Origin of the sequence: Novosphingobium chloroacetimidivorans, from assembly GCF_014204535.1 — a bacterium.
GTDB lineage: Bacteria > Pseudomonadota > Alphaproteobacteria > Sphingomonadales > Sphingomonadaceae > Novosphingobium > Novosphingobium chloroacetimidivorans.
Genome location: NZ_JACHLR010000011.1, coordinates 56,202 through 82,708, shown reverse-complemented (window position 1 = coordinate 82,708; position 26,507 = coordinate 56,202). Strand labels below are relative to the sequence as shown.

Sequence of the window (26,507 nt, the reverse complement as noted above, 5' to 3'; positions counted from 1 at the left end):
CCCCACATGGCACGCTACTTCATTGATCGGCCCATCTTCGCATGGGTCATCGCCATCCTGTTGATGCTGGCGGGGATTCTCGCCATCCGCACGCTGCCCGTGGCCCAGTTCCCGGCCATCGCGTCACCGACCGTGACGATCAACGCCACCTATCCCGGCGCCGATGCCCAGACGCTGGAGAATACCACCACCCAGATCATCGAGCAGCAGCTCAAGGGCATCGACAACCTGCGCTATTTCGACAGCAGCTCCTCGTCGGCCGGCCAGGCGACGGTCACGCTGACGTTCGAACAGGGTACCGATCCCGACATCGCGCAAGTGCAGGTCCAGAACAAGCTGCAGGCGGCCACACCGCTGCTACCGCAGGAAGTGCAGCAGCAGGGCCTGCGCGTGGCCAAGTCTTCCGCCAGCTTCCTGCTGGTGGTCGGCCTCTATTCGGAAGACGGCACGCACGACGGCGCCGACCTTGCCGACATGGTCGCTTCCCGCCTGCTCGATCCGATCAGCCGCATCACCGGTGTGGGCGAGACCCAGGCGTTCGGCTCGCAATATGCCATGCGCGTCTGGGTCGATCCGATCAAGCTGAACAGCTACCAGCTCACCATCGCCGACGTCACGGCCGCCTTGCGCGAGCAGAACGCGCAGGTTTCCGCCGGCCAGCTGGGCGCGCAGCCCTCGCCGCGCGAGCAGATGCTGAACGCGACCGTCTCCGTGCAATCGCGGCTGCAGACGCCCGAGGAGTTCGGCGCCATCCGCCTCAAGAGCGACGCGAACGGCGCGATCGTGCGCCTTTCGGACGTGGCGCGGGTCGAGCTCGGGTCCGAGGTCTATGGCTTCGACCTCAAGTTCAACGGCAAGCCGGCGACCGGCTTTGGCATCAACCTGGCGCCTGGCGCAAACGCGCTCGACACCGTGGATGCGGTGAAGGAACGGGTCGCCGAACTCTCCAAGACCTTCCCGGGCGACGTGAAGGTCGTCTACCCTTACGACTCCACGCCGTTCGTGCGGCTGTCGGTCGAGCAGGTGATCCACACGCTGGTCGAAGCGGTGGTGCTGGTGTTCGTGGTCATGTTCGTCTTCCTGCAAAACTGGCGGGCGACGCTGATCCCGACGATCGCGGTGCCGGTCGTATTGCTGGGCACCTTCGCGGTGATGGCGCTGGCCGGGTACTCGATCAACACGCTCACCTTGTTCGGCATGGTGCTGGCGATCGGCCTGCTGGTCGATGACGCCATCGTCGTGGTGGAGAACGTCGAGCGCCTGATCACCACCGAGGGGCTCAGTCCCAAGAACGCCGCGCGCAAGTCCATGGACGAGATCAGCGGCGCGCTGATCGGCATCGGCCTGGTGCTTTCGGCGGTGTTCCTGCCGATGGCCTTCTTTGGCGGCTCGACCGGCGTCATCTATCGCCAGTTCTCGCTGACGATCGTCGCCGCCATGGTGCTCTCCGTGCTCGTCGCCCTGATCCTGACGCCGGCGCTGTGCGCCACGATCCTGAAGCCGCACGATCCCGAGAAGAAGCACGGCAACGGCCTTGCCGCGCGCTTCTTCCGCTGGTTCAACGATCGCTTCGATCGCGGTACGCAGGCTTACGAGCGCGGCGTGACGCGGACGGCGCGCAGCTGGAAGCGGTCCTTGCTCATCTACGCGGTGATCGTGGGCGGCATGGCTCTGCTGTTCTGGCGCCTGCCGACCGGCTTCCTGCCCGACGAGGACCAGGGTTCCATGTTCGTCGTCGTCCAGGGTCCTTCAGGCGCCACCGCGCCGCGCACCGAGCGCGCGCTGGAGTTCGTGCGCGAAGTGCTCAGCAAGGATCCCGCCGTCGAATCCGCCTTCACCCTGAACGGCTTCAGCTTCTCCGGACAGGGACAGAACGCGGGTATCGCCTTCGTCAAACTCAAGGACTGGGACAAGCGTAAGGGTGCCGACAACCGGGCGCAGGCCGTCGTGCAGCGCGCGAACAAGCAGTTTCCCGCGTTCAAGGATGCGACGATCTTCGCGTTGATCCCGCCGGCCGTGCAGGAACTGGGCGATGCGACCGGCTTCGATGCCCAGCTCGTCGACAACGAAGGCATCGGGCATGCGCGCCTGCTCGCGGCGCGCAATCAGCTGCTGGGTCTGGCCGCGCAGGACAAGCGCCTGGTGCAAGTGCGCCCGCTCAGCCTGGACGACGCTCCGCAGCTGAAGGTCAACGTCGATCAGGACAAGGCACGGGCCCTGGGGCTGAACCTGGGCGAGGCCAGCTCTACGATCGCGACCGCATGGGGTGGATCCTACGTCAACGACTTCATCGACCGGGGGCGCGTGAAGCGCGTCTACGTCCAGGCCGACGCGCCCTTCCGCCTGCAACCGGAGAACTTGAACGACTTCTACGTGCGCGGACAAAGCGGCCAGATGGCGCCCTATAGTGCCTTCAGCAATGTCGACTGGGCCCTGGCGCCGCTGCAGCTCACGCGTTTCAACGGCGCACCCTCCATGCAGATCCAGGGCGCCGCGGCCCCCGGCGTCAGCTCGGGACAGGCGTTGAAGATCATGAAAGAGCTGCATGGCAAGCTTCCCGCCGGCACCTCGCTGGAATGGGCGAGCCTCTCCTACGAAGAGCAGCTGTCGAGCGGGCAGGCGCCAATGCTCTATGCCTTGTCGCTGCTGATCGTGTTCCTCTGCCTCGCGGCGCTCTACGAGAGTTGGACGGTGCCGATCTCGGTCCTCCTGGTGGTGCCGCTCGGCGTGGTCGGTGCGCTCGCCGCCGCTGCGATCACCGGCCTCAACAACGACATCTACCTGCAGGTTGGCCTGATCACGACGATCGGCGTGTCCGCCAAGAACGCGATCCTGATCGTAGAGTTCGCCGAAGAGCGCGTGCTGGGCGGAATGAAGCCGTTCCAGGCCGCGATCGAGGCGGCGCGACTGCGCCTGCGGCCGATCCTGATGACCAGCCTTGCGTTCATCTTCGGCGTGCTGCCGCTGGCGATCTCGACCGGTGCCGGTGCGGGCGGCCAGAACGCGATCGGCCGCGCCGTGGTCGGCGGCATGCTGACGGCGACAGTTTTCGCGATTTTCCTGGTGCCGATGTTCTTCGTCGTCGTGCTTCGTCTCTTCGGCAAGGGTGGCGACAACAAGCCGGCCGTGAGCGACGAGCCCGAAGGCGAACCGGCGCAGCAGGGAGCCTGAGCCATGACTAGAACGCGTATCCTCCTGCTCGCCGCAACCACGATCCTGGGTGGGTGCAATCTGGCGCCCAAGTACGTCCGGCCGGTGGGCGCGGCGCCCGCGCAATTTCCGCAAGGCGGCGCCTACCCGGCCGCCCGCGCGGACGCACCGGCCGACGTCGCACTGGTCGGATGGCGGGACTTCTTCACCGACCCCAGGCTCGTCGCGGTGATCGAGACGGGCCTGGCCAACAATCGCGACCTGCGGATCGCCGCGGCCAACATCCTCCAGGCACGCGCGCAATACCGCGTGCAGCGCGCCGACCTGCTGCCGAACGTTACGGCCAACGGCAGTGCCACTTACACCAACAGTCCGCTCGGAGCAGGCGGGGGAGTGGGCGGCGGTACGGGTGTCGGCACAGGTGTCGGCGTCGGCGCCGGGGGCGGTGCGACATCGACGGACTTCGCGATCTACTCGGCCAATGTCGGCTTCTCGTCGTTCGAACTCGACCTGTTCGGCCGCCTGCGCAATCTCAGCCGTGCCGCGCAGGAGCAGTACTTCGCCAGCGAGGAAGCGGCGCGCACCGCTCGCATCAGCCTGATCGCGGAGATCGGCACTGCCTGGGCGACGATGGCGTCCGATCAGGAGCAGCTGCGCATCGCGCGCGAGACGCTCAAGACCTTCGAGCAGACGCTGGAGCTGACGCGCGCGCAGTTCCGCATCGGCGTCGCCTCGGAACTCGAAAGCCGCCAGGCGGAGACCAACTACGAAGGCGCGCGCAACGATGTCGCCACGCTCACGACCCGGATCGCGCAGGATCAGAACGCGCTCAACCTGCTGGTCGGCACCACGGTGCCGGCGGAGCAATTACCGGATGCACTCGGGGGCGAGGACCTCACTCGCGACTCGCTGCCGTCCGACTTGTCGTCAACGGTGCTGCTCAAGCGTCCCGACGTTCTGCAGGCCGAGCACCAGCTGATTGCCGAGAACGCCAACATCGGCGCGGCCCGCGCCGCGTTCTTCCCGCAGATCTCCCTGACCGGTACGCTGGGTACGATCGGAACGGCGCTTGGCGGCCTGTTCAGCTCGGGCAGCTATACCTACACCGGCTCTCCCGCGATCGGACTTCCCATTTTCGATGGCGGACGCAACCGGGCGAACCTCGATTACGCGCGTGCGTCGCAGCAGGTAGCCGTGGCTACGTACGAGCGCACGATCCAGACTGCGTTTCGCGAGGTGGCCGATGCGCTGGCGCAGCGCGGGACGATCGTCGAGCAAGTCGGCGCGCAGACCCGCCGGGCCGAAGCCGCGCGAGTCGCGGCTCGTTTGTCGGACGCGCGCTATCGCGCAGGGGTGGACAGCTTCCTGACCTCGCTGGACGCTCAACGCACTTCGTATGCCGCACAGCAACAGCTCGCGACCACGCGTCTGGCGCGCATCAACAATTTGATCGAGCTCTATCGGTCGCTCGGAGGTGGCTTGCAGTAAGTCCGGCGTCTCGATCGCGACAGATTCTTACACCCTTGCGCGTTTGCGCATTTGGCATACACTCCCAACAAAATAGGAGAGATGCCATGCGTAACCTTGATGTCCTTAGTGCCGACTCAATTGATAGCGGCGACAAGAGCCTCGTGATCCTGCAGACGCTGCTGTGCCTGCTGCGTGAGAAGAACCTTCTCAGCCGCGCCGACATCGAAGAACTGTGCGATCGTGTGGCCGCGCGCGCGACGGAAGCCGACAAGGGCCCGCTGCCATGCTGTGCGGACAGTGCCGTCGCGGCAGCAGCCGAAATGTCGAAGATCGGCAGTTTCATCGGATCGTATTACGGCGGCAAGCACCGGCGGAACTGAGCTTAAAACGCTTCAAGCCGTAGCGAGCCTTCGGGTCGCCCGAGCCGCGAACGGGCATGACGACAATCGCGTAGACCGGGCGGATGCGGTCAGGCGGCAGCATGGGGCGTGCACCCTGCGTCGCGCCTGGGACATGATCTCGAGCGTCGGGCCATGAGAAGCCTCGGCATCGATCACATCAGCGTTTTCGCCTTGCCGCCCGTGGCGTTCGTGGAGCTGGCGGCCGAGCTGGGCTGCGACAGCATCAGCCTTGGTCTTGGCAGCGCGAGGTACAATCCCGAGGGCTACCCCTCCTTCTCGATTCGCGACGATCTGCAGCTGCGCCGTGAGCTGAGGGCGGCGCTGCAGGCGAACGGAGTACACCTGGCACTGGGCGACAGTCTCCCCGTCATGCCGGGACAGGACGGCCTGGACGAGTGGCGCGCGACCCTCGACATGTTGGGCGAGCTGGGGGCCAGGCGGGTCGGTTCTGTCAGCTTCGAGCCGGACTTTGCTCGCAATGTCGACCAGTACGGCCGCCTTGCCGAACTCTGCCGCGCATACGCGATCGTGCCGTTGATCGAGTTCGTGCCGATCTTCGCCATCGCCGACCTGCCGACTGCGCTGGCGGTGATCGAGCAGGTCGGGGCATCGGACTTGGGCCTCATCATCGATACCATGCAATGCGGGCGCACCGGGGTCGCGCCGACGGACTTGCAGGCGATTGCGCCCGATCGGATCGGCTATGTCCAGCTGTGCGACGTGCCGCTGGCCTGCGCGCCGGACTACATGGACGAGGCGATGTACGAGCGTCTGGCGCCGGGGGACGGCGAGCTGCCCTTGCGCGATTATCTGGCGGCGCTGCCTCGGCACGCGCCGCTCAGCCTGGAGATCCCGCAACGCTCGCGCGCCCAGGCAGGAGAGGGGCCGCGCGAGCGCCTGGCCCATTGCGTTTCCCGGGCGCGCAGCTTGCTGCACTCGCTCCCTTAGTAGAGCGCCCGGCGCACTCACGCCATGGTGACATGCACCTTGGTTTCCTCGTTGGGCCCACGCAGCATGGTCATCGTCTCAGGCAGGGCCGCGAGCGGGACGGTGCTGGTGATGATCGCCTTGGGATCGACGTGGCCCTTGTCCATCTGGTCGGCGATGGTGAGGAATTCCGCCATCGAGTAGCCGACGAGGAACTGCACGCTTACGCACTTGTACGAGGCGATCGCGGGTATGACCGGGTCGGGCGAAGTGCAGAACCCCAACGACACGACACGCCCGAACGGCCCTGCGTGCATGATCGCCTTGCCCAGCATGCCTTGCGCGCCGACGCATTCGAGCACGACCTCCGGCGGTCCGCCAAGTGTTTCCGCGACCTCGCCGACTTCGTTCTCACCGTAGGGGATGAAGCGGTCCGCGCCCATCTGCAACGCCAGTTCGGCTCGCCTCGCCGAGCGCGACAGGACAACGATCCTCCCAGCTCCGAGCCGCCTTGCCCAGTAGACGGCGTAGAGCGCGACGGTGCCGCCGCCCAGCACGACCACTCGGTCCCCAGGCTGGATGCGCGCGTGCTTCACCCCGTAGAGGCTGATCGCCATCGGCTCGATCAAGGCGCCGTCGGCAAGCGAAAGAACGGCTGGTAACCTGGTCGCCACCGAGACAGGCACGCGGGCATACTGCGCGAAGCCATGGTCCGCCCTGCCGGGACTTGCCCGGCACAGCACGTTGTTCTGGTGCGCGCAGCCGGGGCACTCTCCGCAGGCGGTCGAGGGCAGGACGGCGATGCGGTCACCGACCGCGAGCGAAGACACGCCCGAACCCAGCGCCACGACTTCGCCGGCGTATTCGTGGCCGAACTGCACGCCACTGCCGAAGTCCCAGGCGCCGCCCCTGGTCATCGCCAGATCGGTGCCGCAGATGCCGCAGCGGTCGACCTTGATCAGCACCTCGCCCGCAGCCGGTTCGGGGTCGGGCAGGGTCTCGATGATCACGGGGCGTCCTTCGCCCGGGTAGATCGCCGCCTTCACGTGCCTTTCTCCAGCAAGTCGTAGCGCTCGATGTAAGCGCGAAAGGGCTCGCGCGCCTCTTCCGGGGTCATCGCGTAGTCGGCGATCGCATATCGGTGCGTGCCGTGGGCAAGTTCCGGCTTCTCCTCGATGCGCTGGAGAAGCGCGGGCCTCAGCGTGTCGGGAATGTCCATGCCGATGAAGGCGTAGATGCTCTCGATCACGGCCATGGGGTCGGCGTGGAAATCGGCGTGGACGACGTCGAGCACCTTGCCGGGATGCTGCTCACGCACCCGCTCCGCCTTGGCGACGGCCTTGGCCCATTTGGCCGTCTCGCGCCGCATCATGATCGCGCCGCGCTGCTCGGCCCGGCCTTCCTCCATCACCGGGTGCAACTGCATCAGCAGCGACACCAGCGAAGTCACGGCCTTCGCGGGATCGCGATGAGTCTGGATGACCTTGGCGTCAGGGAAGACCGCGAACAGCAAATCCAGGTTCTCGATGTGCCCGGGGTTCTTGAGCAGCCAGCGTTTGCCCGGATCGTTGCTGCCGATCAGCTGGATGCACCGGTGCAAGTGCTTGTAAGCCTCCGCCTCGCTTTGCGCCTGCCACCACGCGTCGTACGTCGGTGCCGACCACGCGCTGCACCACAGGTTCGAAACAAATGACTGGCGCATCAGCATGCAATCCTCGTGCACTTCCTCCGCAGCGCGATGGTGCGCCGCGCGACGCCCTGGCGCCGCGGCATACTGGGCTTCGAGCTGCGCCTCCGTCTTGCGGAACTGCGGGTGGTGCGGCCAGGTTTCGAGCGGCGGCCGGGGCATCGGTGAGTCCAGCAGCCAGGTCTGCAAGCCCTGGAAGCGCTCGTCGATGGCCAGCAGCCGGTGCAGGGCGGTGGTGCCGGTTCGCGGCACGCCGGTGATGATCACGGGGCTGAGAATCGGTCGCGCATCGAAGCCGGGCGTCGCCTTCATCGACTTGACCGCTTCGTTTCGGCCGCGCAGCACGTCGACGACGATGCTCCAGGCCATCGCGCGTCCGCCTTCGCTGAAGCGGGGATCATAGTCCATCGACTGAAGCAGGACCTTCAGCCCGGGCAGATAATCGCCGGACCCGAAATCGTCCGCACCCGTCTGTGCGATCACCAGTTCATGCGCATGGTCCAAGGCGTCGCGGAACGTCGGCGGAGGCGTGTAGCCGAGCCGCATTCAGGCAGTTCCAACATGCGCGAGATCGGCTTCCCAGTCCTTCATTCCCGGCTCTTCCTGTCGGCACGCGCGTCTCACCGACGAGCGTTCGCCGTGAGGCACTGGCGTATCACTTGCGACAGTGGAGCGGAAGATAGATAGTAGGCGCTATCTTCTTGTTGAGTGCGATCACGCGTGTGTGACAGGGACTAGGGTGCGCGATGCGCGCGCCTCAGCGAATGACGAGCGGGTGATACCCTTGTGGAGCGACCTTGTGCGTGTCGCGATACGACGGCGGGCGGCGATCGCCTTCGTCGAGGATGCCGTACTTGGCGCCGGCCTCCGCCCCGATCACCGTCTCCCCGTTGAGCTCTTGCAGATGCGGATCGTTGTAGAGGCCCCAGACGACATGCCCGGTGTATTCGGGCGTCTCGATCTGGTCGCGCAAGTAGCCATATTTGCCGGGATCCGCCTCGATCATGGCGAGCAGGCGGTCGGTCGCCAATGCGCCCATCCAGATCGAGAGCGCCACGACATCGACGCCCGCATCGCGGAAATCGACCGCCATGTCGAAGGCCAGCTTGTCCAGCCCGGCCTTGTGCGCGCCATAGGCCGGGCCCATCGAGTAATGCGCCGCGCCCGAAGCGGAGGTGAACACGATCAGGCCGTGGTTCTGCGCCACCATGACGGATGCGGCGAGCCAGCTTGCCACGTAGCTGCTGCGCAAGCCGACATCGATCATGTCGCCGAGCTTGAGCGGCTTTTCCCAGAAGTTGCCGGGCATGCTCAACTCGTCGTAGACTGCGGCGGCATTGTTGACGAGAATGTCGATCCGGCCCTGCTCGGCCTGAACCTGATCGAACAGCGCCTTGACCTGCGCGTCGTCGGCATGGTCGCAGCGGACGGCGATGCCGGTTCCCCCGGCAGCAGTGACCGCCTGGGCCGTCTCGTAGATGGTGCCGGGCAGGGCATGGTCGCCGATCTTCTCCGATCGCCCGGTCACATAGACGGTGCAGCCATGGCTACCCAAGGCCAGCGCGATCCCGCGACCGGCTCCGCGGCTGGCGCCCGTGACGATCGCGACTGGAGCCTTGCCCGACATATTCTCTCCCCTTCTTCCGACCCGATCTTCTCGGCCTTGCCTGCCGCTACCGGTTTCCTGAGCACCTGCTTAGCGCCTTGTGGCGTTCGTGTGCAACACACCGGAGCGATCTTGGAAACGAGAGCGCTGCGCCGATCCATCCGATACGGGCTCGGCGCACATTCTTACGGCGTGACCGAAACGCGTGGCTTGCCCGCTCTGCCGTCCACGCTCATGTCTGCACCCAGATTGCGCCCGCGGCGGCAGCAAGAGCACGCAGGAGAGTGACATGGCGGAAATGGACTTCGATCTGGGGGAGATGGCGGAGACCATTCGCGCCACCACCCGGCGCTTCGCGCTCGACCGGATCGAGCCGATCGCGGCGCGGGTGGATGCGCAAGACGCGTTCCCGCGCGAGTTGTGGCCGCAGATGGGCGAGCTCGGCCTTCATGGAATCACCGTCGAGGAAGCGGACGGCGGTCTGGGCCTGGGCTACCTGGAGCACCTGATCGCCTGCGAGGAGATCAGCCGCTGCTCCGCTTCGGTCGGGCTCAGCTATGGGGCGCACTCCAACTTGTGCGTCAACCAGATCCGGCGGTGGGGAAACTCCGAACAGAAGGCGAAGTACCTGCCCAGGCTGATCTCCGGCGAGCATGTCGGCAGCCTGGCGATGTCCGAGGCGGGCGCGGGGTCGGACGTCGTGTCGATGAAGCTGCGCGCCGACAAGGTGGAGGGCGGCTATCGGCTGAATGGCACCAAGTTCTGGATCACCAATGCCGCCTATGCCGACACCCTGGTGGTCTATGCCAAGACGATGCCCGATGCTGGATCGAAGGGCATAACCGCGTTCCTGATCGAGAAGGACTTTCCCGGTTTCTCCATCGGGCAGAAGATCGACAAGGTCGGCATGCGCGGCTCGCCGACCGCCGAACTGGTGTTCGACGACTGCTTCGTGCCAGACGCGCAAGTGATGGGTCCGCTGAACGGCGGGGTCAAAGTGCTGATGTCGGGTCTCGATTACGAGCGCGTCGTGCTCTCGGGCATCCAGCTGGGGATCATGCAGGCCTGCCTGGATGTCGTGCTGCCCTATGTGCGCGAGCGCAAGCAGTTCGGCCGGCCGATCGGCGAGTTCCAGCTGATGCAAGCCAAAGTCGCTGACATGTACGTCGCGCTGAACTCGTCACGCGCCTATGTGTACGCGGTGGCCAAGGCCTGCGATGCGGGACGCACCACGCGCTTCGATGCGGCGGGCTGCATCCTGCTGGCATCCGAGAATGCGGTGAAGGTGGCTGGCGAGGCGATCCAGGCGCTGGGCGGCGCCGGCTACACCAGGGACTGGCCGGTCGAGCGCTATTGGCGTGACGCCAAGCTGCTCGATATCGGCGCGGGCACCAACGAAGTGCGGCGCATGCTGATCGGCAGGGAGCTGATCGGACATGACGCTCCCAAGGCACAATAACTCCGACAGTTGCAAAAAGCGAACGGGCGCCTCCGTTCTTCGCACTTGCAGCAAAGGTCGGGCCCGGCCAGAGAGGTGAGGCCTTTCAGGCATCCTCTCCCAAACTTTCATAGGGTCGGTCTTCGGATCGACCCTTTCTTTTTGTGCCATTCAGTCGATGCAAAAACCGGACATGCTGGCGCGCTGGCTACTGTTCGGCCTCGTCCACCCCGACCGCCGCTTGCGGCCCTTGCCCTGCGTGGATTGCCCATCCCGCATGCGTCGGTTACCCCGCTGCTAACCGCGCAAGGAACCCTGCGATGACCGAGACTGCAGATCCCGAACTCTACTACCTGGAATATTACGAGGAGTTCCTCGCCAAAGTGCGGCTGCTCTCCCGCAAGATCCGGGAGAGCGCGTGGGCGCCCGAGTTCGTGATCGGGGTCGGCCGCGGCGGCCTGGTGCCGGCCGTCTACGTCTCGCACCAGCTCGACCTGCCAATGCTCTCGATCGACCATTCCTCGCGCGTGCCGGGCTTTGCCGACGAACTGCTCGCCAAGATCGCCACCATGAGCGCGCAAGGCGCGCGGCTGCTGTTCGTCGATGACATCAACGACAGCGGCAGCACCATCACCTACATCCGCGACCTGCTCGTCGGCAACGGCTGCGCGGCCGAGAACCTGCGCTTCGCGGTGTTGATCAGCAACTCGGGCTCACGCGCTCGAGTCGATTACTGGACCGACGCGATCGACCGGAACGAAGACAAGCGCTGGTTCGTCTTTCCATGGGAGTCGGTCAGCTCGAAGGAAGTCCTGCTGCACGAAGCACACGCGGTTCCCGAGCGCCTCACCTGACACGCCCCGGAGGGTTGCCCCAGTCGCTTGTCTCCGAGCGTTGCCCTTCGGGCCCGGTGAACCTCACGGCAGCCGGCGCGTTAGGGCCATGTTGCGCAATACGAGGCAGATCCCATGGCCGACGAAGACGAGACCGTTCACTATAGCGGAACGGAAGGCGGCTGGGGATCGATGCGCGGCATCGTCGAGACTGCGCTGCGCGAGCGGCCCACGCCCGGTGCGCTCGATACCCTGCGGCGGCAGAACAAGGTCAAGGGCTTCATGTGCGTCTCGTGCGCGTGGGGTAAGCCGGCCAAGCCCCACGCCTTCGAGTTCTGCGAGAATGGCGCCAAGGCCACCTTGTGGGAACTGACCACCCGGCGCTGCACTCCGGATTTCTTCGCCAGGCACACCGTGTCCGAACTGAAGGGCTGGAAGGACTACGACCTGGAGCAGACGGGGCGGTTGACGCATCCCCTGCGCTACGATCCCACCACCGACAAGTACGTGCCGTGTTCGTGGGATGAGGCGTTCGCTGCCATCGGCGCGGAGCTCAAGGCTATCGATCCAGGCGCCGCCGTGTTCTACGCCTCGGGGCGCGCAAGTCTGGAGACGAGCTACCTCTACGCGCTGTTCGCCCGGCTCTACGGGCACAACAACCTGCCCGACAGCTCCAACATGTGCCACGAGACGACCTCGGTCGCGCTCAAGAAGGTGATCGGCTCGCCGGTGGGCACATGCGTGCTCGAAGATTTCGAGCATTGCGATTCCATCTTCTTCTTCGGCCAGAACCCCGGCACCAACAGTCCGCGGCTGCTCCATCCGTTGCAGGAAGCGGTGAAGCGCGGCTGCCGCATCGTCACCTTCAATCCCATTCGCGAGAAGGGGCTGGAGCTGTTCAAGAATCCGCAGAGCCCGGTCGAGATGCTGACGCCCCAGGCGACGCAGATCTCCACGCTCTACCTGCAGGTGAAGGCGGGCGGCGACATCGCCGCGATCACAGGCATGATCAAGTACGTGCTCGCTGCCGAGGAGGCCAAGTGGGCGGCCGAGAAGCAGCACGTACTCGACGTGGATTTCATCGCGCAGCACACCATCGGGTTCGACGAGATCAAGGCCCACGCCGACGCGACCAGCTGGGCCGACATCGAGCGCGAGAGCGGCCTTGCCCGCACCGACATCGAGGAAGCGGCGCAGATCTACGTCGAGTCCAAGGCCTCGATCTGCATGTACGGCATGGGCCTGACGCAGCAGGTGCATGGCTTCCACAACCTGGCGACGCTGACCAACCTGTGGCTGCTGAAGGGCAACGTCGGGCGCGAAGGCGCGGGCATCTCGCCGGTGCGCGGGCACTCCAACGTGCAGGGCCAGCGCACGGTCGGCATCTCGGAGAAGCCCGAGCTGGTGCCACTCGATAAGCTGGCCGAGCAGTTCGGGTTCGAGCCCCCGCGCGAGGAGGGCATGAACACTGTCGCCGCCTGTCAGAAGATCCTGTCCGGCGAAGTGAAGGCGTTCATCGGGTTGGGAGGCAACTTCATTCGCGCCATTCCGGAGCGCGAGGCGATGGAGCAGGCCTGGACCAAGCTGCGCCTGACCGTGCAGATCGCCACCAAGCTCAATCGCAGTCATCTGATCAACGGTCAGGTCGCCTACCTGCTGCCGTGCCTCGGCCGCTCGGAGACGGATGACCAGGCGAGCGGCGAACAGGCCGTGACGATGGAGGACTCGCTCTCGTGCATCCACGGGTCGCTGGGCAAGAACACGCCCGCGTCCAGGCACCTGAAGTCCGAAGTGGCGATCGTTGCGGGAATGGCCAAGGCGACGCTGGCGCCCAATCCGCGAGTCACCTGGGACGAGTGGGTCGCCGATTACGCCACAATCCGAGACGCCATCGCCGAGACTTATCCGGAGATGTTCCACGATTTCAACGAGCGCGTGTTCACACCGGGCGGCTTCTACAAGGGCAATGCCGCGCGCGAGCGGATCTGGAAGACCGAAAGCGGCAAGGCGCAGTTCACCGTACCCAACGGGCTGCGCTCCGTCGGCTTCGCGGATTCGCCCGGCCTCTTCCGGCTGATCACCTTGCGCTCCAACGACCAGTTCAACACCACGATATACGGCTACTCGGATCGCCTGCGCGGGATCGAGGGCACACGCGACGTGGTCCTGATGAACCCGGAGGACATCGCGGCGGCAGGTCTGGTGAATGGGCAGGTCGTCGGCCTCGTGACCGATGCGGGAGACGCGGTGCACAGGCAGGTGGATGGCCTCACCGTCACGCCGTTCCTGCTGCCGCGCGGCTGCATCGCGGGATACTATCCGGAGCTGAACCCGCTGGTCCCGGTCTGGTACCATGACGAGGAGTCGAAGACTCCTGCGGCAAAGGGCGTGCCGGTGCGTGTGGTCGGGGCTCTCGCGCCGTAAAGGTTGTTCGCGTGCCGTTTGGCGCGACTGGAGCTTGAGCATGCGACTGTGCTGTCTGGGCGATATCGCTTCTAACGCTCCACCATCGTCGCCCCCGCGAAGGCGGGGGCCCCGCTTGTTATCCAAGCACGATCTAGAAGCCAGAAAGCGGGCCCCCCGCCTTCGCGGGGGCGACGATGACATTTTTGAGTGTGGCTCTTGATCCAAGGCCCAGGGGAGTGCAGCCGCTGCCCGGATCGCCCCATCGGGCAGAAAAGCCAGCCTGCGCGGCACCTTGCGAGTTGTCGCGAGTTGTCGCAGGCATGTTCAACGCTTCAGGGTACAGCACCGGCCGCCACCGGCTCGGCTTCGTCAACGAAGGCCTGGAGCGGGCTTGGCAGCGCGGCTGGTTCTCTCGCCCCAGCCTGGAGCCTCAGGCTCTGCTCGCGGCGGCTCGGCAGACGAGCGGACTTCACGATTTCGGCCAGGAGGATGGCTGGCGCGACCGTCTCGATCGACTGAGCACCGCGTTGCATGACGAGGCGGCGCTGACGCCGCTCGGCACCACCATCGCCTATGGGCAGCTTGTCGCAGCGCTCGCCGGTCGGCTGCGCGCGGCGGCCTTGTGGCAGCGGCGTCCGGAGATCGCCGAAGTGCCTCTGCGCGCGCCGATCATCGTTGTCGGGCAGATGCGCTCGGGCAGCACGCGGATGCAGCGCTTGCTCGCCTGCGATCGGCGTTTTGCCTACACGCGCTTTTTCGAAAGCTGGAACCCACTCCCGCGCTGGCACTGGCTGCCGATCGACGACCGGCGCCTGCGCGGCTGGCTGGCGTTGCGGGTGGCACACTGGCTCAACCCCAAGTTCGGCGTCATCCATCCCGTCCGCCCACATCAGGCAGACGAGGAGATCGGATTGCACAACGTCGCGCTTTATGGCGCCGCGTTCGAAGCGCAATGGCGTATCCCCAGCTTCGCGCGCCATGCCGAGGCGCTGGACAGCCGGCCGATCTATGCCGAGTTCCGCCAGCATCTGCAGACGATCAAGTGGCTGCGCCGTGACACACAGGACCGCCCCTGGATCCTCAAGTTGCCGCAGTTCAGCCAGGATCTCGATGCGGTGCTGCACACGTTCCCCGACGCTCGGATCGTCGTACTGGACCGCGCGCCGCACGAGGTTGTCGGCTCCTCCGCCTCGCTGGTGCACAACCAGATGATCGTGCAGTCGCATCAGGTCGATTGCCACTGGATCGGCCGTGAGTGGTTGCGCAAGGTTGCGCTGCGCGCCGAGCGGACGGCCTCTGCACGCGAGCATCATGGCGTACCGTCCGTCGATGTCGCCTTTCGCGACATGCATGACGATTGGCGGCGCGAGATGCGCAGGGTCTACGCCATGCTGCAGATGCCGTTCACACCCGAGGCGGAGCGGGCCATGGCGAAGTTCATGGCCCGGCGTGGGCACCGCAAGCTGCAGCGCCACCTCTACGACATCGCCGACTACGGCCTCACCAAAGAGCAGATCGCCGCCACGCTGCGGCCTAAGGCAAGCGTGCTCGCCGCCGCTTAGCTTTGGTGAGGGGCTCGTGCGTTCTTGGGCTTCGCGCGCCCCTCTCCCAGCTCTCATCGGGAAGAGGGGAAGCGCGATTACGCGGGCTGCAGCTTCAGCTTGAGGCTGGATAGGCCGCGGATGATGAAGCTGGGTTCGTAGTCCAGCTCAACCTCGCCGTCCGGTCCCAGGTGCTCGTCGCTCAGCGAGATGTCGCTGGTCTTCTCGAAGAAGCGCTCGAAGATGACTCTCACCTCCACGCGCGCGAGCGGTGCGCCAAGGCACGTGTGGGCGCCACGGCCGAAGCCAAGGTGTTCCTGGATCTTGCGCCGCCCGATCTCGAACTCGGTCGGGTTCGCCCAGCGGGCCGGATCGCGGTTGGCGGCGGCGAGGCCCACGAACACGCGGTCGCCCGGCACCAGCTGATAGTCGCCGATCCTGACCGCCTTTTTGACCAGGCGGAACGTCGCCTTGGTCGAGCCTTCGAGGCGCAGCGTCTCCTCCAGGAACGCGGCGATCTGCTTGGGATCGGTGCGCAGGCGCGACTGCAGGGCCTTGTCGCGCGCGACCCGCTGCATGGCATTGCCCAGCAGCTTGGCACTGGTGTCCTGTCCCGCGGCAAAGAGGAACATGGCGGACTTGACCACTTCCAATGCCTCGGGCTGGGTGCCGTCCGGGAAGTTGGCGTTGGCGAGCATGCTCAGCACGTCCTCGCGCGGGCTTGCGCGGCGCTCTGCAACGTACTGCATGAAGAACTGCGCCATGAACATCAGGGGATGGCTCTCGCGTGCGTAGCCATCGTCGTCCAGGCTGCCGGGAGGCGGGCCGGCATCGATCACCGCGCGGAACTTCTCGCGATCCTCCTCGGGTACCCCGAGCAGGTCGGCGATGACCAGCGTGACGTAAGGCGTCGCGATCTCGCTGATCAGCTCGCAGCCTCCGCGCGCGACGGCATCGTCGACGAGCTCGCCGGCGAAGGTCCACATGTACTCCTCGTTGGCACGCAGGCGCGAGGGCACGAACAGCCGGTTGAGCAGCGACCGGGCGTTGGCATGCTGCTCGCCATCGTAGCTGACCATCAGTTCCGACATCGTGTTGGGATCACGATGCGCGGCGATCTGGTCCGACAAGTCCTCGCCCTCGGGCACGAACGGCAGCGGCGCCAACGGGCCGAGCTGCGTCTGGAAGGAGGAAAAATGCTCGGTGTCGAGGAGGATGTCCACCGACTCCTGGAACCCGGTCACGAACACGACTCCGTTGGGCGCGCGGTGGATCGGTCCTTCGCCGCGCAGCGCTTCGAAGTAGGCGTAGGGATCCACCAGCAGCGAGTGATCGGTGAAGTAGTTGCGTTCGGCCAACGGTAGTTCGGCTGCAGTTGCCATGGATCGCTCTCCGGAGTTCCGCCTCTCGATGGGGCGTTGATGATACACGGTGGATCATAAGTCGATGCGCGTGCCTGTCAATGCTTGCGCACGCAAGGCGTCTCTGCTGCCCCGGCGATGAAAGCCGGCGTGCAGCTTGTGTCCAGGTTGCACGTTGCCAGATGGTGCGAACCGACATGAGGAAGCGAAGATGAGCCAGGACACAGGCATGACCGACACGTCCAACGATCGCATGAACGAGGCCATGAGCCGCATTGTCGAACTCGAAGCCGAACTCGAAGCGGCGGGCGATGCAACCACCGACACCGACGCGCTGGCGGACCTGAAGGCAATCCTTCACGACTGGGTGGAATCGGTCACGGCCGTGGTCGCGACGCCGGGTGTCGGGCGGGTCGTCCTCATCCACGCCAATGGTCGGGAATCGCGCATCGCATCGCCCGACCTGCCGATGTTGTTGTCCAAGCCTGCGAAGTTCGCGACCGGCTCCTTAGACTGACAAGCTGGCGCGCACCCGACCGGGCTAGGCTGAATTAGGCTCCAGATTTTTAATGCCGCATTTTCCGAGCCGTTGACCGTGAACGGGCAACTTGAAGATGCTCTAGTGCTGCCGGATCACGCCCAGGAAGGCGTCGCCGTAAGCGTCCAGCTTGCGCCCGCCGACGCCCGAAATGCGACCGAGTTCGCTTAGCGACGATGGGCGTACGGACGCCATTTCACGCAAGGTGGCGTCGTGGAAGATGACATACGGGGGCACGCCCTGGCTCTGCGCCAGCTCGCGTCGCAGATCGCGCAGCGCGTCGAACAGCGGATCGCCGATCGGGTTGGGCGCGCTGCCCTCGCGCTGCTTGCGCCTGCGGTCGCCCTTCGACTTGGCCGGGGGCACGACGATCTCGACCGCCGCCTCGCCTTTCAGGATTTCGCGCGCGTTGCCGCCCAGTGCCAGGCCGCCGTGCTCCGTCGGTACCAGCGAGCCGCGGGCCTGCAGGGCACGGGCGATCGGCTTGAGCAGCGGCGCTTCTTCCGAGCCGACAATGCCGAAGACCGACAGTTGATCGTGCCCACGCTGGAGCACGCGATCGTCGCTCTGCCCCGTTAGTACCTTCTCCAGGTGACCCAGGCCGAAACTCTGCCCGGTGCGGAACACGGCCGACAGCAGCTTGCGCGCCAGCTGGGTCAGGTCGGTGACGCCGGCCGGCTCCAGGCAGTTGTCGCAGTTGCCGCAAGTCTGTGGCGGGTCTTCGCCGAAGTGGCGCAAGAGGATGGCGCGGCGGCACTGCGCCGTCTCTACCAGCGCGGCCAGCGCGTCCAGGCGCTGGCGTTCCGAGGCGCGGCGATGCTCCTCCACTTCGGACAGCCGCTGGCGCGCGCGCGCGAAGTCCTCCGCGCCCCACAGCATCACGGCGACGGACGGGTCGCCGTCGCGTCCGGCGCGGCCGGTCTCCTGGTAGTAGGCCTCGATCGACTTGGGGATGCCGGCATGGGCGACGAAGCGCACGTCGGGCTTGTCGATGCCCATGCCGAAGGCGACCGTCGCCACCATCACCATGTCCTCCGAGGCGACGAACGCCGCCTGGTTGCGCGCGCGGACAGCGGGATCGAGGCCGGCATGGTAGGGCAGCACGCGCCGACCGCCGGCGCTCAGCTGCTCGGCCAGCTGCTCGACGCGAGCGCGCGTCGGGGCATAGATGATGCCCGGGCCCGAGTGCTCGTCGAGCAGGGACTTCAACTGACGCTGCAGGCTGTCGCGCGGCCGAATGGCGTAGCGGATGTTCGGCCGGTCGAACCCGGCGACGATCAGCCCGTCATCCGGAATACCCAGCTGCGCCAGGATGTCCGCGCGGGTGTGCGCGTCGGCAGTGGCGGTGAGGGCGAGGCGTGGCACTTGCGGGAAGCTGTCGAGCAAGGGGCGCAGCAGGCGGTAATCGGGGCGGAAATCGTGGCCCCACTCCGAGACGCAGTGCGCCTCGTCGATGGCGAACAGCGAGACGCGCGCACGGCTGAGCAGGTCGCGGAAGTGCGACTGGCTGGCACGCTCGGGCGCGACGTAGAGCAAATCGAGCTCGCCGTTGCGGAAGCGCTCGATTGTCACTTCGCGGTCGCTGTCGGCGCTGGTGAGCGTCGCGGCGCGGATGCCGTTCGCCGTCGCGCTGCGCAGCTGGTCGTGCATCAGCGCGATCAGCGGCGAGACGACCACGCACGTGCCCTCCAGCATGACCGCGGGCAACTGATAGGTCAGCGACTTGCCGGCGCCCGTGGGCATCACCGCCAGGGTCGAGCGTCCGTCCAGCACACGTGCCACCACCTGCTCCTGCACGCCCCGGAAGGCGGGAAAGCCGAACGTGTCGTGGAGGGCGGTTAGAGCTTGCGGCGGAGCAGTTTCGAGCATTGCCGCCCCTATGGCAGATCGGGTCGGGACGTGGGAGGGGCTTGCTGCGGTCTGAGGAGGAGAGGTGTCTGGCGGCGGTCTACCCGAAGCCCGCTCCGCCCTGGCCCGCCTTTGCCGCTCAAGCCCGCCAGAGCTCCGGATGCCGCAGCATCAGGGCCTGGGCCAGGATCAGCGTCTTGGCATCGCTCAGCTCGCCCGACATCGTCAGGTCGCGCAGCTCGTCCAAGCCGAGTTCGTGAACGACGATGTTCTCGTGCTCGTTCGCATTGCCGCCGCCAGCGGCGACCCGATCGGCGGCGCCATATTCGGCGAGGTAGAGCTGGACCCGCTCGGTGGAGACCGGGATCATCGACCACATGTTGGTGATCGGCTCGACGCGGCCTAGCCGCAAGCCACCTTCCTCCATCGCCTCTTCGACGATGCGCTCGGCGGGGGACGCGCCGTCGAGGCTGCCGGCGATGACCTCGTATGGGCTCGGCACGCCAAGGTGAAGCGCGCCGGGCCGCGGCTGGGTGATCAGCATCGCGACGCGGCGCACGGGGTCATAAGGCAGGACAGCGCAGGCCATGCCACGATGGAGCAGCTCGCGGTCGACCACCTGGCCATCCGGCATCTCCACCAAGAGGCGGAAGAAGGTGTACCAGCCCTGGAACACCACCTCACGGCTGACGATCTTGGCGGTTGAGCCGGTGCTGTTCATGCCATTGTTCCTACCATGCCGATCGTGTCGAGAAGCCGATACACGCGGTTCCAGCACTGTTGTGTCTCGCCTTCGCTCGACACGAACGGAGAGGGGGAGCGCCTTAATCGAGGTTCGGGCGCAACCAGCGCTCGGCCACCGGCAACTCGACTCCACGACGCACCGCATAGTCCTCTACCTGGTCGCGGCCGATGCGGGCGACGCCGAAGTACTGGCTTTCGGGATGCGCGAAGTAGAAGCCCGAGACAGCGGCCGTCGGCAGCATCGCCTGGCTTTCGGTCAGGACGATGCCAGCGTTGTCCTGCGCCCGAAGCAGGTCGAACAGGATGGGTTTCAGCGAATGGTCGGGGCAGGCCGGGTAGCCCGGCGCGGGGCGGATGCCGCGGTACTCCTCGCGGATCAGGGCATGGTTGGTCAGCTGCTCGCCCGGCGCGTAACCCCACAGCGTGGTGCGAACGTGCTGGTGCAGGCGTTCGGCGAAGGCTTCGGCGAAGCGATCGGCGAGGGCTTTGAGCAGGATGTCGGAATAGTCGTCATGGCTCGCCTGGAACCTGGCGAGGTGCGGTTCGATGCCGTGGATGCCGACCGCGAAACCTCCGAGCCAGTCGCCGGCGGGATCGATGAAGTCGGCCAGGCAGAAGTTAGCGCGGCCGCGCGATTTCTTGAACTGCTGGCGCAGGAAGGGCAGGCGCACTTCAAGTTCCTCCCCGGTACGGGGAGGGGGACCATCCGCAGGATGGTGGAGGGGAGTCTCGGCAGAGCGCGGCGCTTGGTGGAGAGTCCCCTCCACCGGCTGCGCCGGTCCCCCTCCCCGTGCCGGGGAGGACAAGATCACGTCATCCCCGTCGCGCCGAGCCGGCCAGAAGCCGCAGACCCCCTTGGCGGTCAGCCACTTCTCCGAGACGATCGTCTCCAGCATTGCCTGGGCATCGGCGAAGAGGCTGGTTGCGCTCTCGCCCACCACGTCGTCGGTCAAAATGGCGGGATAGGTGCCGGCCAGTTCCCAGGCGCGGAAGAACGGGGTCCAGTCGAAGATGTCGACCAGGTCGGCCAGGTCCCAATTCTCGAACACGTGAACGCCCGGCTGCGCAGGCGCCGGCGGTTTGTCGGCGAAGTCGGGCACGAAGGCGTTGGCGCGGGCCTCGGCGAGCGGCAGCAGGTCGCTCTGCCCCTTGCCCTCACGCGCCTCTCGCACGCGGTTGTAGTCGATGGCGGTGTTGGCGACGAAATCGTCGCGCTGGGTGTCCGACAAGAGCTGCGAGGCGACGCCCACCGCCCGGCTGGCATCCAGCACATGGATCACCGGTCCCTTGTAGGCCGGGTCGATGCGCAGCGCGGTGTGCACCTTGCTGGTGGTGGCGCCGCCGATCAGCAGGGGAATGCTCATCTCGGAACGCTGCATCTCCTCGGCCACGGTCACCATCTCGTCCAGCGAGGGGGTGATCAGGCCCGACAAGCCGATGATGTCGGCATCGTTCTCGTTGGCGGCTTCGAGGATCTTCGACCACGGGACCATGACGCCGAGGTCAATCACTTCGTAGCCGTTGCACTGCAGGACCACGCCGACGATGTTCTTGCCGATGTCGTGGACGTCGCCCTTGACGGTGGCCATGATGATCCGGCCCTTGGCCTTGGCGCCCGGCTGCTTCTCCGCTTCGATGAAGGGGATCAGGTGGGCGACCGCCTTCTTCATCACGCGGGCGGACTTGACCACCTGTGGCAGGAACATCTTGCCCGATCCGAACAGGTCGCCGACCACGTTCATGCCATCCATCAGCGGGCCTTCGATGACCTCGATCGGACGCCCCCCGCGCGCGAAGATCGCGGCGCGGGCTTCCTCGGTATCGTCGACCACATAGGCGTCGATGCCGCGTACCAGTGCATGCTCGATCCGCTTGGTCACTTCCCAGCCGCGCCATTCCTCGGCCGACTTTTCGGCGACGGCATCGGTGCCGCGGAATTTCTCGGCGAGGGTGACGAGGCGCTCGGTCGGAGTCTCGTTTTCGGACCGGGCAGGGCGATTGAGGATCACGTCCTCGCACGCTTCGCGCAGTTCGGGATCGATCTGGTCGTAGACGTCGAGCTGCCCGGCGTTGACAATCGCCATGTCGAGTCCGGCGGGGATGGCGTGATAGAGGAAAATCGAATGCATCGCCCGCCGCACCGGCTCGTTGCCTCGGAACGAGAACGACAGGTTGGACAAGCCGCCCGAGAAGTGGACGTGCGGGCAGCGCTCACGGATCACCTTAACCGCCTCGATAAAGTCGACGCCGTAGTTGTTGTGCTCCTCGATGCCGGTGGCGACCGCGAAGACGTTGGGGTCGAAGATGATGTCCTCCGGGGGGAAGCCGATGCCGGTGAGCAGCTTGTAGGCGCGCTCGCAGATCTCGATCTTGCGCTCCTTGGTATCGGCCTGGCCGACCTCGTCGAAGGCCATGACGACGACGGCTGCGCCGTAGTCCATGCACTTTCGCGCGGCTTCCAGGAACGGCGCCTCGCCTTCCTTCATGCTGATCGAGTTGACGATCGGCTTGCCCGAGACGCACTTGAGGCCCGCCTCGATCACCTCCCACTTCGAACTGTCGACCATGACCGGCACGCGGGCGATGTCGGGTTCGGCGGCGATCAGCTTGAGGAACGTGGTCATGGCGTGGACCGCGTCGAGCAGGCCCTCGTCCATGTTGACGTCGATCACCTGCGCGCCGTTCTCGACCTGCTGGCGGGCGATCTCGACCGCGGCGGGGTAGTCGCCCGCCATGATCAGCTTCTTGAACTTCGCCGAGCCGGTGACGTTGGTGCGCTCGCCGATGTTGACGAAGCGGGCGGATGTGGGAGTCGAGGCGTTCAAGTCAAAAACTCCGTTCGTGTCGAGCGAAGTCGAGACACGTGGGGCAGGCGCTGTGTTGCCGTGTCTCGACTGACGATTGAAAATCGGCAGCCTGTCCCGAGCCTGCCGAAGGGCTCGACACGAACGGCTGTCGGGTGATGGTCATGAGAGAGGTCGGGCTAAAACGAGATCATCGAACAGCTTGCCGCCGACGTTGAACTGGCGCGTGGCGAGAGGGTCAAAGCCTTGCTTGCGGTAGAAAGCGATAGCGCGATGGTTGTCGGCCTTGACGCCGAGCAGCAAGCGGTCATGCTCAGCTGCACCCGCGACCGCGGCCGACATCAGCGCTCCGCCCAGGCCGCTGCCGTGGAAGCGGGAGAGTGAATAGATGCGCTTCAGTTCGACATCGCCGGGCAGGGCCGCTGCCAAGTCCGGCTCTGCGATCAGCGCATAACCGACCGGAGCGCCGCCCTCCGCTTCGCCGAGCCAGGCCTGCGCGCCCTTGGCGAACAGGTCGGCATAGCTTTCCGCAGTGTGATTGGCGGCGCAGTGCCCGACGATGGCCGACCCTTCGATCACGCCGGCAAACGTATCCAGGAACGTCGCCGCGCCCACGAGAGCCAGTGCGCTCGCGTCGTCGGGTCCGGCGGTCCGGACGGTCCAGGCAGGTCTCTCGGCCAAGTCAGGCGGCCATGATGAACGGTTCGAGGCCCGCGAGACGCGTCACCGGCTCCAGCGCCGGCAGCTGCCGCGCGGGCAGGCCGGCCACCGCCTTGGCCATTGCCGCGATGTGCGCCGGGGTGGAACCGCAGCAGCCGCCCAGTACGTTGACTTGGCCCGCGATCGCCCACTCGGACACGAAACCGGCGGTGGTGTCGGGCATCTCATCGTAAGCGCCCAGTTCGTTGGGCAGGCCCGCGTTGGGGTAGATCATGATCAGCGTGTCGGCGGTCTCGGCCAGCGTCTTGACGTGCGGGCGCAGCTGGGTGGCGCCGAACGAGCAGTTGAGCCCGATCGTCAGCGGCTTGGCGTGGCGCACCGCGTGCCAGAACGCCTCGACCGTATGGCCCGAGAGGTTGCGGCCCGAAAGGTCGGTCAGCGTCATCGACAGCATGATCGGCACTTCACGGCCCAGTTCGGCTTCCAGCTTGCGCACGGCCATGATCCCGGCCTTGGCGTTCAGCGTATCGAACACCGTCTCGATCAGGATGAAGTCGGCTCCGCCTTCGACCAAGGCACGGGCTTGTTCGAGATAGACGTCGACCAGCGTGTCCCAGTCGATCTCGCGATAGCCCGGGTCGTTGACGTCGGGGCTGAGCGACAGCGTCTTGTTGGTCGGCCCGATCGCGCCGGCGACGAAGCGGGGGCGGCCGTCCTTGGCGGCATATTCGTCGGCCAGACGGCGGGCGAGCCTGGCGCTCTCCACGTTGATCTCGCGTACGAGGTGCTCGGCGCCATAATCGGCCTGGCTGATGCGGTTGGCGGAAAAGGTATTGGTTTCGGCGATGTCGGCGCCCGCCTCGAAATAGGCGCGGTGGATGGACTCGGGCACCTCGGGCTTGGTCAGCGCGAGGATGTCGTTATTGCCCTTCTGGTCGTGGCTCAGCCCCAGCGCGCCGGCGTAGTCGGCTTCGGCCAGCTTCCAGTTCTGGATCTCGGTCCCGAATGCGCCGTCGGTGATGAGGATGCGCTTGGCCGCTTCGGCCAGGAATTGTTCGCGGGGGGTGGTCATGTCAGGCCTCCTTGGGCCGCACGCCGAGCAGCTGGCAGACCGCATAGGCCTGCTCCGCCCGGTTGAGCGTATAGAAGTGGAAGTCGCGCACGCCGCCTTCGTAGAGGCGCCGGCACAAGTCCGCCGCCGCCACCGCCGCGACCAGCGCGCGCGGACCAGGACGTTCGTCGAGGCCTTCGAACATCGTCTCCAGCCAGCCGGGGATCTCGGTGTTGCCCGACATGCGGCGGATCGCGGCGAAGTTGGTCACCGGCATGATCCCCGGCAGGATCGGTGCGTCGATCCCGGCCGCCAGAACCTTGTCGAGGAAACGGAAATAGGCATCGGTCGAATAGAAGAACTGTGTGATCGCCCGCGTCGCCCCGGCATCCAGCTTGCGCTTCAGGTTGTCGAGGTCATGCTGGTCGCTCAGCGCTTCGGGGTGAACTTCGGGATAGGCCGCGACCGAGATCTCGAAGTCGTGCTGCGCCTTCAGGCCGGCGACGAGATCCGCGGCGCTGGCGTAACCCTCCGGATGGGGCACGAAGGTGCCGCCGTCGGCCGGTGGCGGATCGCCGCGCAGGGCAACGATGTGGCGCACGCCGGCCTGCCAGTACTGGTCGGCCACCTCGGCGATCTCCGCCTTGCTCGCCGCGACGCACGTCAGGTGCGCGGCAGGGCGCAGGTCGGTTTCGCGCGCGATCCGCGCGACGGTGGCGTGCGTGCGCTCACGGGTGGAGCCTCCGGCGCCGTAGGTGACCGACACGAAGCTGGGCGAGAGCGGAGCCAGCTGCGTGATCGCATCCCACAGCTGCGCGTCCATCTTCTCGGTCTTGGGCGGGAAGAACTCGAACGACACGGCGATGTCGCCCGGCAGCTCGGCGAACGGAGAGACGCCGGCAGCGGGGCTTGAGGCCGGAGCGGCTCGTTCGGCATCGATCACGTCGCTCATCATCCCTCTTCCCGTTCCAGCAGGCGTGCATCCGCACCCTGCGCCGCCGCGCTCTTGCGCGCGGTCCAAATCTTCACCGTCAGCGATTGTCCGGGCAAGGCGCGCACGGCCTGCCCGGCAAAGCCCGCGTCGGCGAAAAAGCCGAGCATCTGCTCGTCGGTGAAGCCGAGGCGGGCATGGGCGTGGCGCTCGCGCAATTCCTCGCGATCGTGCGCGGCAAAGTCGACGATGGCCAGCTGCCCGCCTTCGCGCGTCACGCGGGACGCCTCGGCCAGCACGTGCTGCGGCTCCTGCGCATAGTGCAGCACCTGGTGGAACAGGACGGTTTCGAACTGACCTTCGGCAAAGGGGAGGGCGGTGAAATCCCCCTGCACGAGATCGACCGTCCCCGACGGCAGCTTGTCCAATCGGGCCCGCGCGACCCGGAGCATCTCCGGACTCTTGTCGAGCGCGGCGACACGCTCGGCACGAGGTGCGAACAGCTCGGCCATGCGGCCGGTGCCGGTGCCGACATCCAGCAGCGTGCCGAGCGAGCCTTCGCCCAGCATCACGGCGAGCGCTTCCTCGACCGGAAGGTCGGGGCTGTGGAGCGAGCGCAGGGTATCCCAGTCGCCCGCGTGGCGCGCGAAGTAGGCTTCGGCGCTGGCCTGACGGCTGGCCCGGATCGCGGCGAGGTGGCGGCGATCCTCGGCGCAGCGGGCGGCAAAGGCGGCATCGTCGCTTTCCGAAACGGTGAGCAGGCGCGCTGTCGCGGCGCCGAGCGGCGGGGCGCCGCCTTCGGAAATGGCCGCACGAAGAAACACCCAGCTGCCTTCCTTGCGCCGCTCGGCCAACGCTGCATCGCACAAGATGCGGATGTGCCGCGAGACTCGCGGCTGGCTCTGGCCGAGCACCTGCGCGAGCTCCCCTACCGCCAGCTCCATATGCGCGAGCAGGCGCATGATGCGCAGCCGGGTGGGATCGGCCAACGCCTTGAGGAGGGGTTCCAGTCGCATTGCGAGTGCATATAAAGATTTCTTTATATGTCGGCAAGGGCGCTGCAAACCCGTGTAATCACACACCCCACTCTCGCCCTAAGGTGCGGATTATT

Annotated in this window: 20 protein-coding genes; 9 read left to right on the top strand and 11 right to left on the bottom strand. The window is 66.2% G+C overall.

The genetic code is table 11. From position 1 onward, the window contains the following. Nucleotides 1–6 precede the first annotated feature (6 nt). The 4 genes from HNO88_RS13370 (at nucleotide 7) to HNO88_RS13355 (ending at nucleotide 5,969) form a co-directional block, all read left to right on the top strand. Nucleotides 7–3,171, top strand: a complete 3,165-nt coding sequence (locus tag HNO88_RS13370) for an efflux RND transporter permease subunit (protein WP_184246215.1) — start codon at nucleotides 7–9, stop codon at nucleotides 3,169–3,171. A gap of 3 nt (nucleotides 3,172–3,174) precedes the next feature. After that, nucleotides 3,175–4,638, top strand: coding sequence for an efflux transporter outer membrane subunit (locus HNO88_RS13365; protein WP_184246212.1), 1,464 nt, complete (start codon nucleotides 3,175–3,177; stop codon nucleotides 4,636–4,638). Between the two features lie 86 nt (nucleotides 4,639–4,724). Continuing rightward, entirely contained in the window at nucleotides 4,725–5,000 is a 276-nt protein-coding gene (locus HNO88_RS13360) for a hypothetical protein (protein ID WP_184246210.1), read from the top strand. 153 nt (nucleotides 5,001–5,153) lie between these two features. Next, complete coding sequence (locus tag HNO88_RS13355; protein WP_184246207.1) at nucleotides 5,154–5,969, top strand: sugar phosphate isomerase/epimerase family protein; 816 nt, start codon at nucleotides 5,154–5,156, stop codon at nucleotides 5,967–5,969. Between the two features lie 17 nt (nucleotides 5,970–5,986). Here HNO88_RS13355 and HNO88_RS13350 read toward each other — a convergent pair whose 3' ends face one another. The 3 genes from HNO88_RS13350 to HNO88_RS13340 form a co-directional block, all read right to left on the bottom strand. Continuing rightward, nucleotides 5,987–6,994, bottom strand: a complete 1,008-nt coding sequence (locus HNO88_RS13350; RefSeq protein ID WP_184246204.1) for an alcohol dehydrogenase catalytic domain-containing protein — start codon at nucleotides 6,992–6,994, stop codon at nucleotides 5,987–5,989. After that, nucleotides 6,991–8,181 (bottom strand): sulfotransferase family protein, encoded by a 1,191-nt coding sequence (locus tag HNO88_RS13345; RefSeq protein WP_184246201.1) that lies wholly within the window; start codon nucleotides 8,179–8,181, stop codon nucleotides 6,991–6,993. Before HNO88_RS13345 ends, HNO88_RS13350 begins: the two co-directional genes overlap by 4 nt. Before the next feature lie 211 nt (nucleotides 8,182–8,392). After that, nucleotides 8,393–9,262 carry an SDR family NAD(P)-dependent oxidoreductase gene (locus HNO88_RS13340; RefSeq protein ID WP_184246199.1) on the bottom strand — a complete coding sequence of 290 codons (870 nt, stop codon included), beginning with the start codon at nucleotides 9,260–9,262 and terminating at the stop codon, nucleotides 8,393–8,395. Between the two features lie 268 nt (nucleotides 9,263–9,530). On the opposite strand from HNO88_RS13340, the gene HNO88_RS13335 reads away from it, so the two are divergent. The 4 genes from HNO88_RS13335 (at nucleotide 9,531) to HNO88_RS13320 (ending at nucleotide 15,480) form a co-directional block, all read left to right on the top strand. After that, on the top strand, nucleotides 9,531–10,700 hold the full coding sequence (locus HNO88_RS13335) for an isovaleryl-CoA dehydrogenase (RefSeq protein WP_184246196.1): 1,170 nt from the start codon (nucleotides 9,531–9,533) through the stop codon (nucleotides 10,698–10,700). A 299-nt stretch (nucleotides 10,701–10,999) separates the two neighbouring features. Continuing rightward, nucleotides 11,000–11,533: a phosphoribosyltransferase gene (locus HNO88_RS13330; RefSeq protein WP_184246193.1), complete on the top strand. Its 534-nt coding sequence runs from the start codon at nucleotides 11,000–11,002 to the stop codon at nucleotides 11,531–11,533. Between the two features lie 114 nt (nucleotides 11,534–11,647). Further along, nucleotides 11,648–13,936: an FdhF/YdeP family oxidoreductase gene (locus HNO88_RS13325; RefSeq protein ID WP_184246190.1), complete on the top strand. Its 2,289-nt coding sequence runs from the start codon at nucleotides 11,648–11,650 to the stop codon at nucleotides 13,934–13,936. A 302-nt stretch (nucleotides 13,937–14,238) separates the two neighbouring features. Continuing rightward, the gene (locus tag HNO88_RS13320; protein WP_184246187.1) at nucleotides 14,239–15,480 is read left to right on the top strand and encodes a sulfotransferase family protein; all 1,242 of its coding nucleotides are present in this window, start codon (nucleotides 14,239–14,241) and stop codon (nucleotides 15,478–15,480) included. 77 nt (nucleotides 15,481–15,557) lie between these two features. Here the strand turns inward: HNO88_RS13320 and HNO88_RS13315 are convergent, their stop codons facing one another. Next, nucleotides 15,558–16,841 carry a cytochrome P450 gene (locus HNO88_RS13315; RefSeq protein ID WP_184246184.1) on the bottom strand — a complete coding sequence of 428 codons (1,284 nt, stop codon included), beginning with the start codon at nucleotides 16,839–16,841 and terminating at the stop codon, nucleotides 15,558–15,560. Between the two features lie 208 nt (nucleotides 16,842–17,049). Here HNO88_RS13315 and HNO88_RS13310 point away from each other — a divergent pair, with 208 nt between their 5' ends. Next, nucleotides 17,050–17,337, top strand: coding sequence for a hypothetical protein (locus HNO88_RS13310; RefSeq protein ID WP_184246181.1), 288 nt, complete (start codon nucleotides 17,050–17,052; stop codon nucleotides 17,335–17,337). Nucleotides 17,338–17,439: 102 nt separating this feature from the next. Here HNO88_RS13310 and recQ read toward each other — a convergent pair whose 3' ends face one another. From recQ to HNO88_RS13275, 7 genes are all read right to left on the bottom strand, one after another. Next, complete coding sequence (gene recQ, locus HNO88_RS13305) at nucleotides 17,440–19,227, bottom strand: DNA helicase RecQ (protein WP_184246178.1); 1,788 nt, start codon at nucleotides 19,225–19,227, stop codon at nucleotides 17,440–17,442. A gap of 118 nt (nucleotides 19,228–19,345) precedes the next feature. Beyond that, complete coding sequence (locus tag HNO88_RS13300; protein WP_184246174.1) at nucleotides 19,346–19,927, bottom strand: NUDIX hydrolase; 582 nt, start codon at nucleotides 19,925–19,927, stop codon at nucleotides 19,346–19,348. A 103-nt stretch (nucleotides 19,928–20,030) separates the two neighbouring features. Then, on the bottom strand, nucleotides 20,031–22,775 hold the full coding sequence (metH, locus tag HNO88_RS13295; RefSeq protein ID WP_184246171.1) for a methionine synthase: 2,745 nt from the start codon (nucleotides 22,773–22,775) through the stop codon (nucleotides 20,031–20,033). A gap of 141 nt (nucleotides 22,776–22,916) precedes the next feature. Beyond that, nucleotides 22,917–23,435 (bottom strand): GNAT family N-acetyltransferase, encoded by a 519-nt coding sequence (locus tag HNO88_RS13290; RefSeq protein WP_184246168.1) that lies wholly within the window; start codon nucleotides 23,433–23,435, stop codon nucleotides 22,917–22,919. Between the two features lies 1 nt (nucleotide 23,436). Beyond that, nucleotides 23,437–24,486: a homocysteine S-methyltransferase family protein gene (locus tag HNO88_RS13285; protein WP_184246165.1), complete on the bottom strand. Its 1,050-nt coding sequence runs from the start codon at nucleotides 24,484–24,486 to the stop codon at nucleotides 23,437–23,439. Between the two features lies 1 nt (nucleotide 24,487). Continuing rightward, entirely contained in the window at nucleotides 24,488–25,417 is a 930-nt protein-coding gene (metF, locus tag HNO88_RS13280; protein ID WP_184246162.1) for a methylenetetrahydrofolate reductase [NAD(P)H], read from the bottom strand. Continuing rightward, nucleotides 25,417–26,412, bottom strand: a complete 996-nt coding sequence (locus HNO88_RS13275; protein ID WP_184246159.1) for an ArsR/SmtB family transcription factor — start codon at nucleotides 26,410–26,412, stop codon at nucleotides 25,417–25,419. The genes metF and HNO88_RS13275 overlap by 1 nt, the downstream gene beginning before the upstream one ends. Nucleotides 26,413–26,507: the final 95 nt, after the last annotated feature.

Excerpts from the sequence above, each read along its gene's own strand:
- HNO88_RS13300 (WP_184246174.1), bottom strand. The coding sequence starts at position 19,927 with ATGAACAGCACCGGCTCAACCGCCAAGATCGTCAGCCGTGAGGTGGTG.
- HNO88_RS13310 (WP_184246181.1), top strand. The coding sequence starts at position 17,050 with ATGACCGACACGTCCAACGATCGCATGAACGAGGCCATGAGCCGCATT.
- HNO88_RS13360 (WP_184246210.1), top strand. The coding sequence starts at position 4,725 with ATGCGTAACCTTGATGTCCTTAGTGCCGACTCAATTGATAGCGGCGAC.
- HNO88_RS13285 (WP_184246165.1), bottom strand. The coding sequence starts at position 24,486 with ATGACCACCCCCCGCGAACAATTCCTGGCCGAAGCGGCCAAGCGCATC.
- HNO88_RS13320 (WP_184246187.1), top strand. The coding sequence starts at position 14,239 with ATGTTCAACGCTTCAGGGTACAGCACCGGCCGCCACCGGCTCGGCTTC.
- HNO88_RS13355 (WP_184246207.1), top strand. The coding sequence starts at position 5,154 with ATGAGAAGCCTCGGCATCGATCACATCAGCGTTTTCGCCTTGCCGCCC.
- HNO88_RS13335 (WP_184246196.1), top strand. The coding sequence starts at position 9,531 with ATGGCGGAAATGGACTTCGATCTGGGGGAGATGGCGGAGACCATTCGC.
- HNO88_RS13330 (WP_184246193.1), top strand. The coding sequence starts at position 11,000 with ATGACCGAGACTGCAGATCCCGAACTCTACTACCTGGAATATTACGAG.
- recQ (WP_184246178.1), bottom strand. The coding sequence starts at position 19,227 with ATGCTCGAAACTGCTCCGCCGCAAGCTCTAACCGCCCTCCACGACACG.
- HNO88_RS13275 (WP_184246159.1), bottom strand. The coding sequence starts at position 26,412 with ATGCGACTGGAACCCCTCCTCAAGGCGTTGGCCGATCCCACCCGGCTG.
- HNO88_RS13315 (WP_184246184.1), bottom strand. The coding sequence starts at position 16,841 with ATGGCAACTGCAGCCGAACTACCGTTGGCCGAACGCAACTACTTCACC.
- HNO88_RS13370 (WP_184246215.1), top strand. The coding sequence starts at position 7 with ATGGCACGCTACTTCATTGATCGGCCCATCTTCGCATGGGTCATCGCC.
- HNO88_RS13365 (WP_184246212.1), top strand. The coding sequence starts at position 3,175 with ATGACTAGAACGCGTATCCTCCTGCTCGCCGCAACCACGATCCTGGGT.
- metF (WP_184246162.1), bottom strand. The coding sequence starts at position 25,417 with ATGAGCGACGTGATCGATGCCGAACGAGCCGCTCCGGCCTCAAGCCCC.
- HNO88_RS13325 (WP_184246190.1), top strand. The coding sequence starts at position 11,648 with ATGGCCGACGAAGACGAGACCGTTCACTATAGCGGAACGGAAGGCGGC.
- HNO88_RS13345 (WP_184246201.1), bottom strand. The coding sequence starts at position 8,181 with ATGCGGCTCGGCTACACGCCTCCGCCGACGTTCCGCGACGCCTTGGAC.
- HNO88_RS13340 (WP_184246199.1), bottom strand. The coding sequence starts at position 9,262 with ATGTCGGGCAAGGCTCCAGTCGCGATCGTCACGGGCGCCAGCCGCGGA.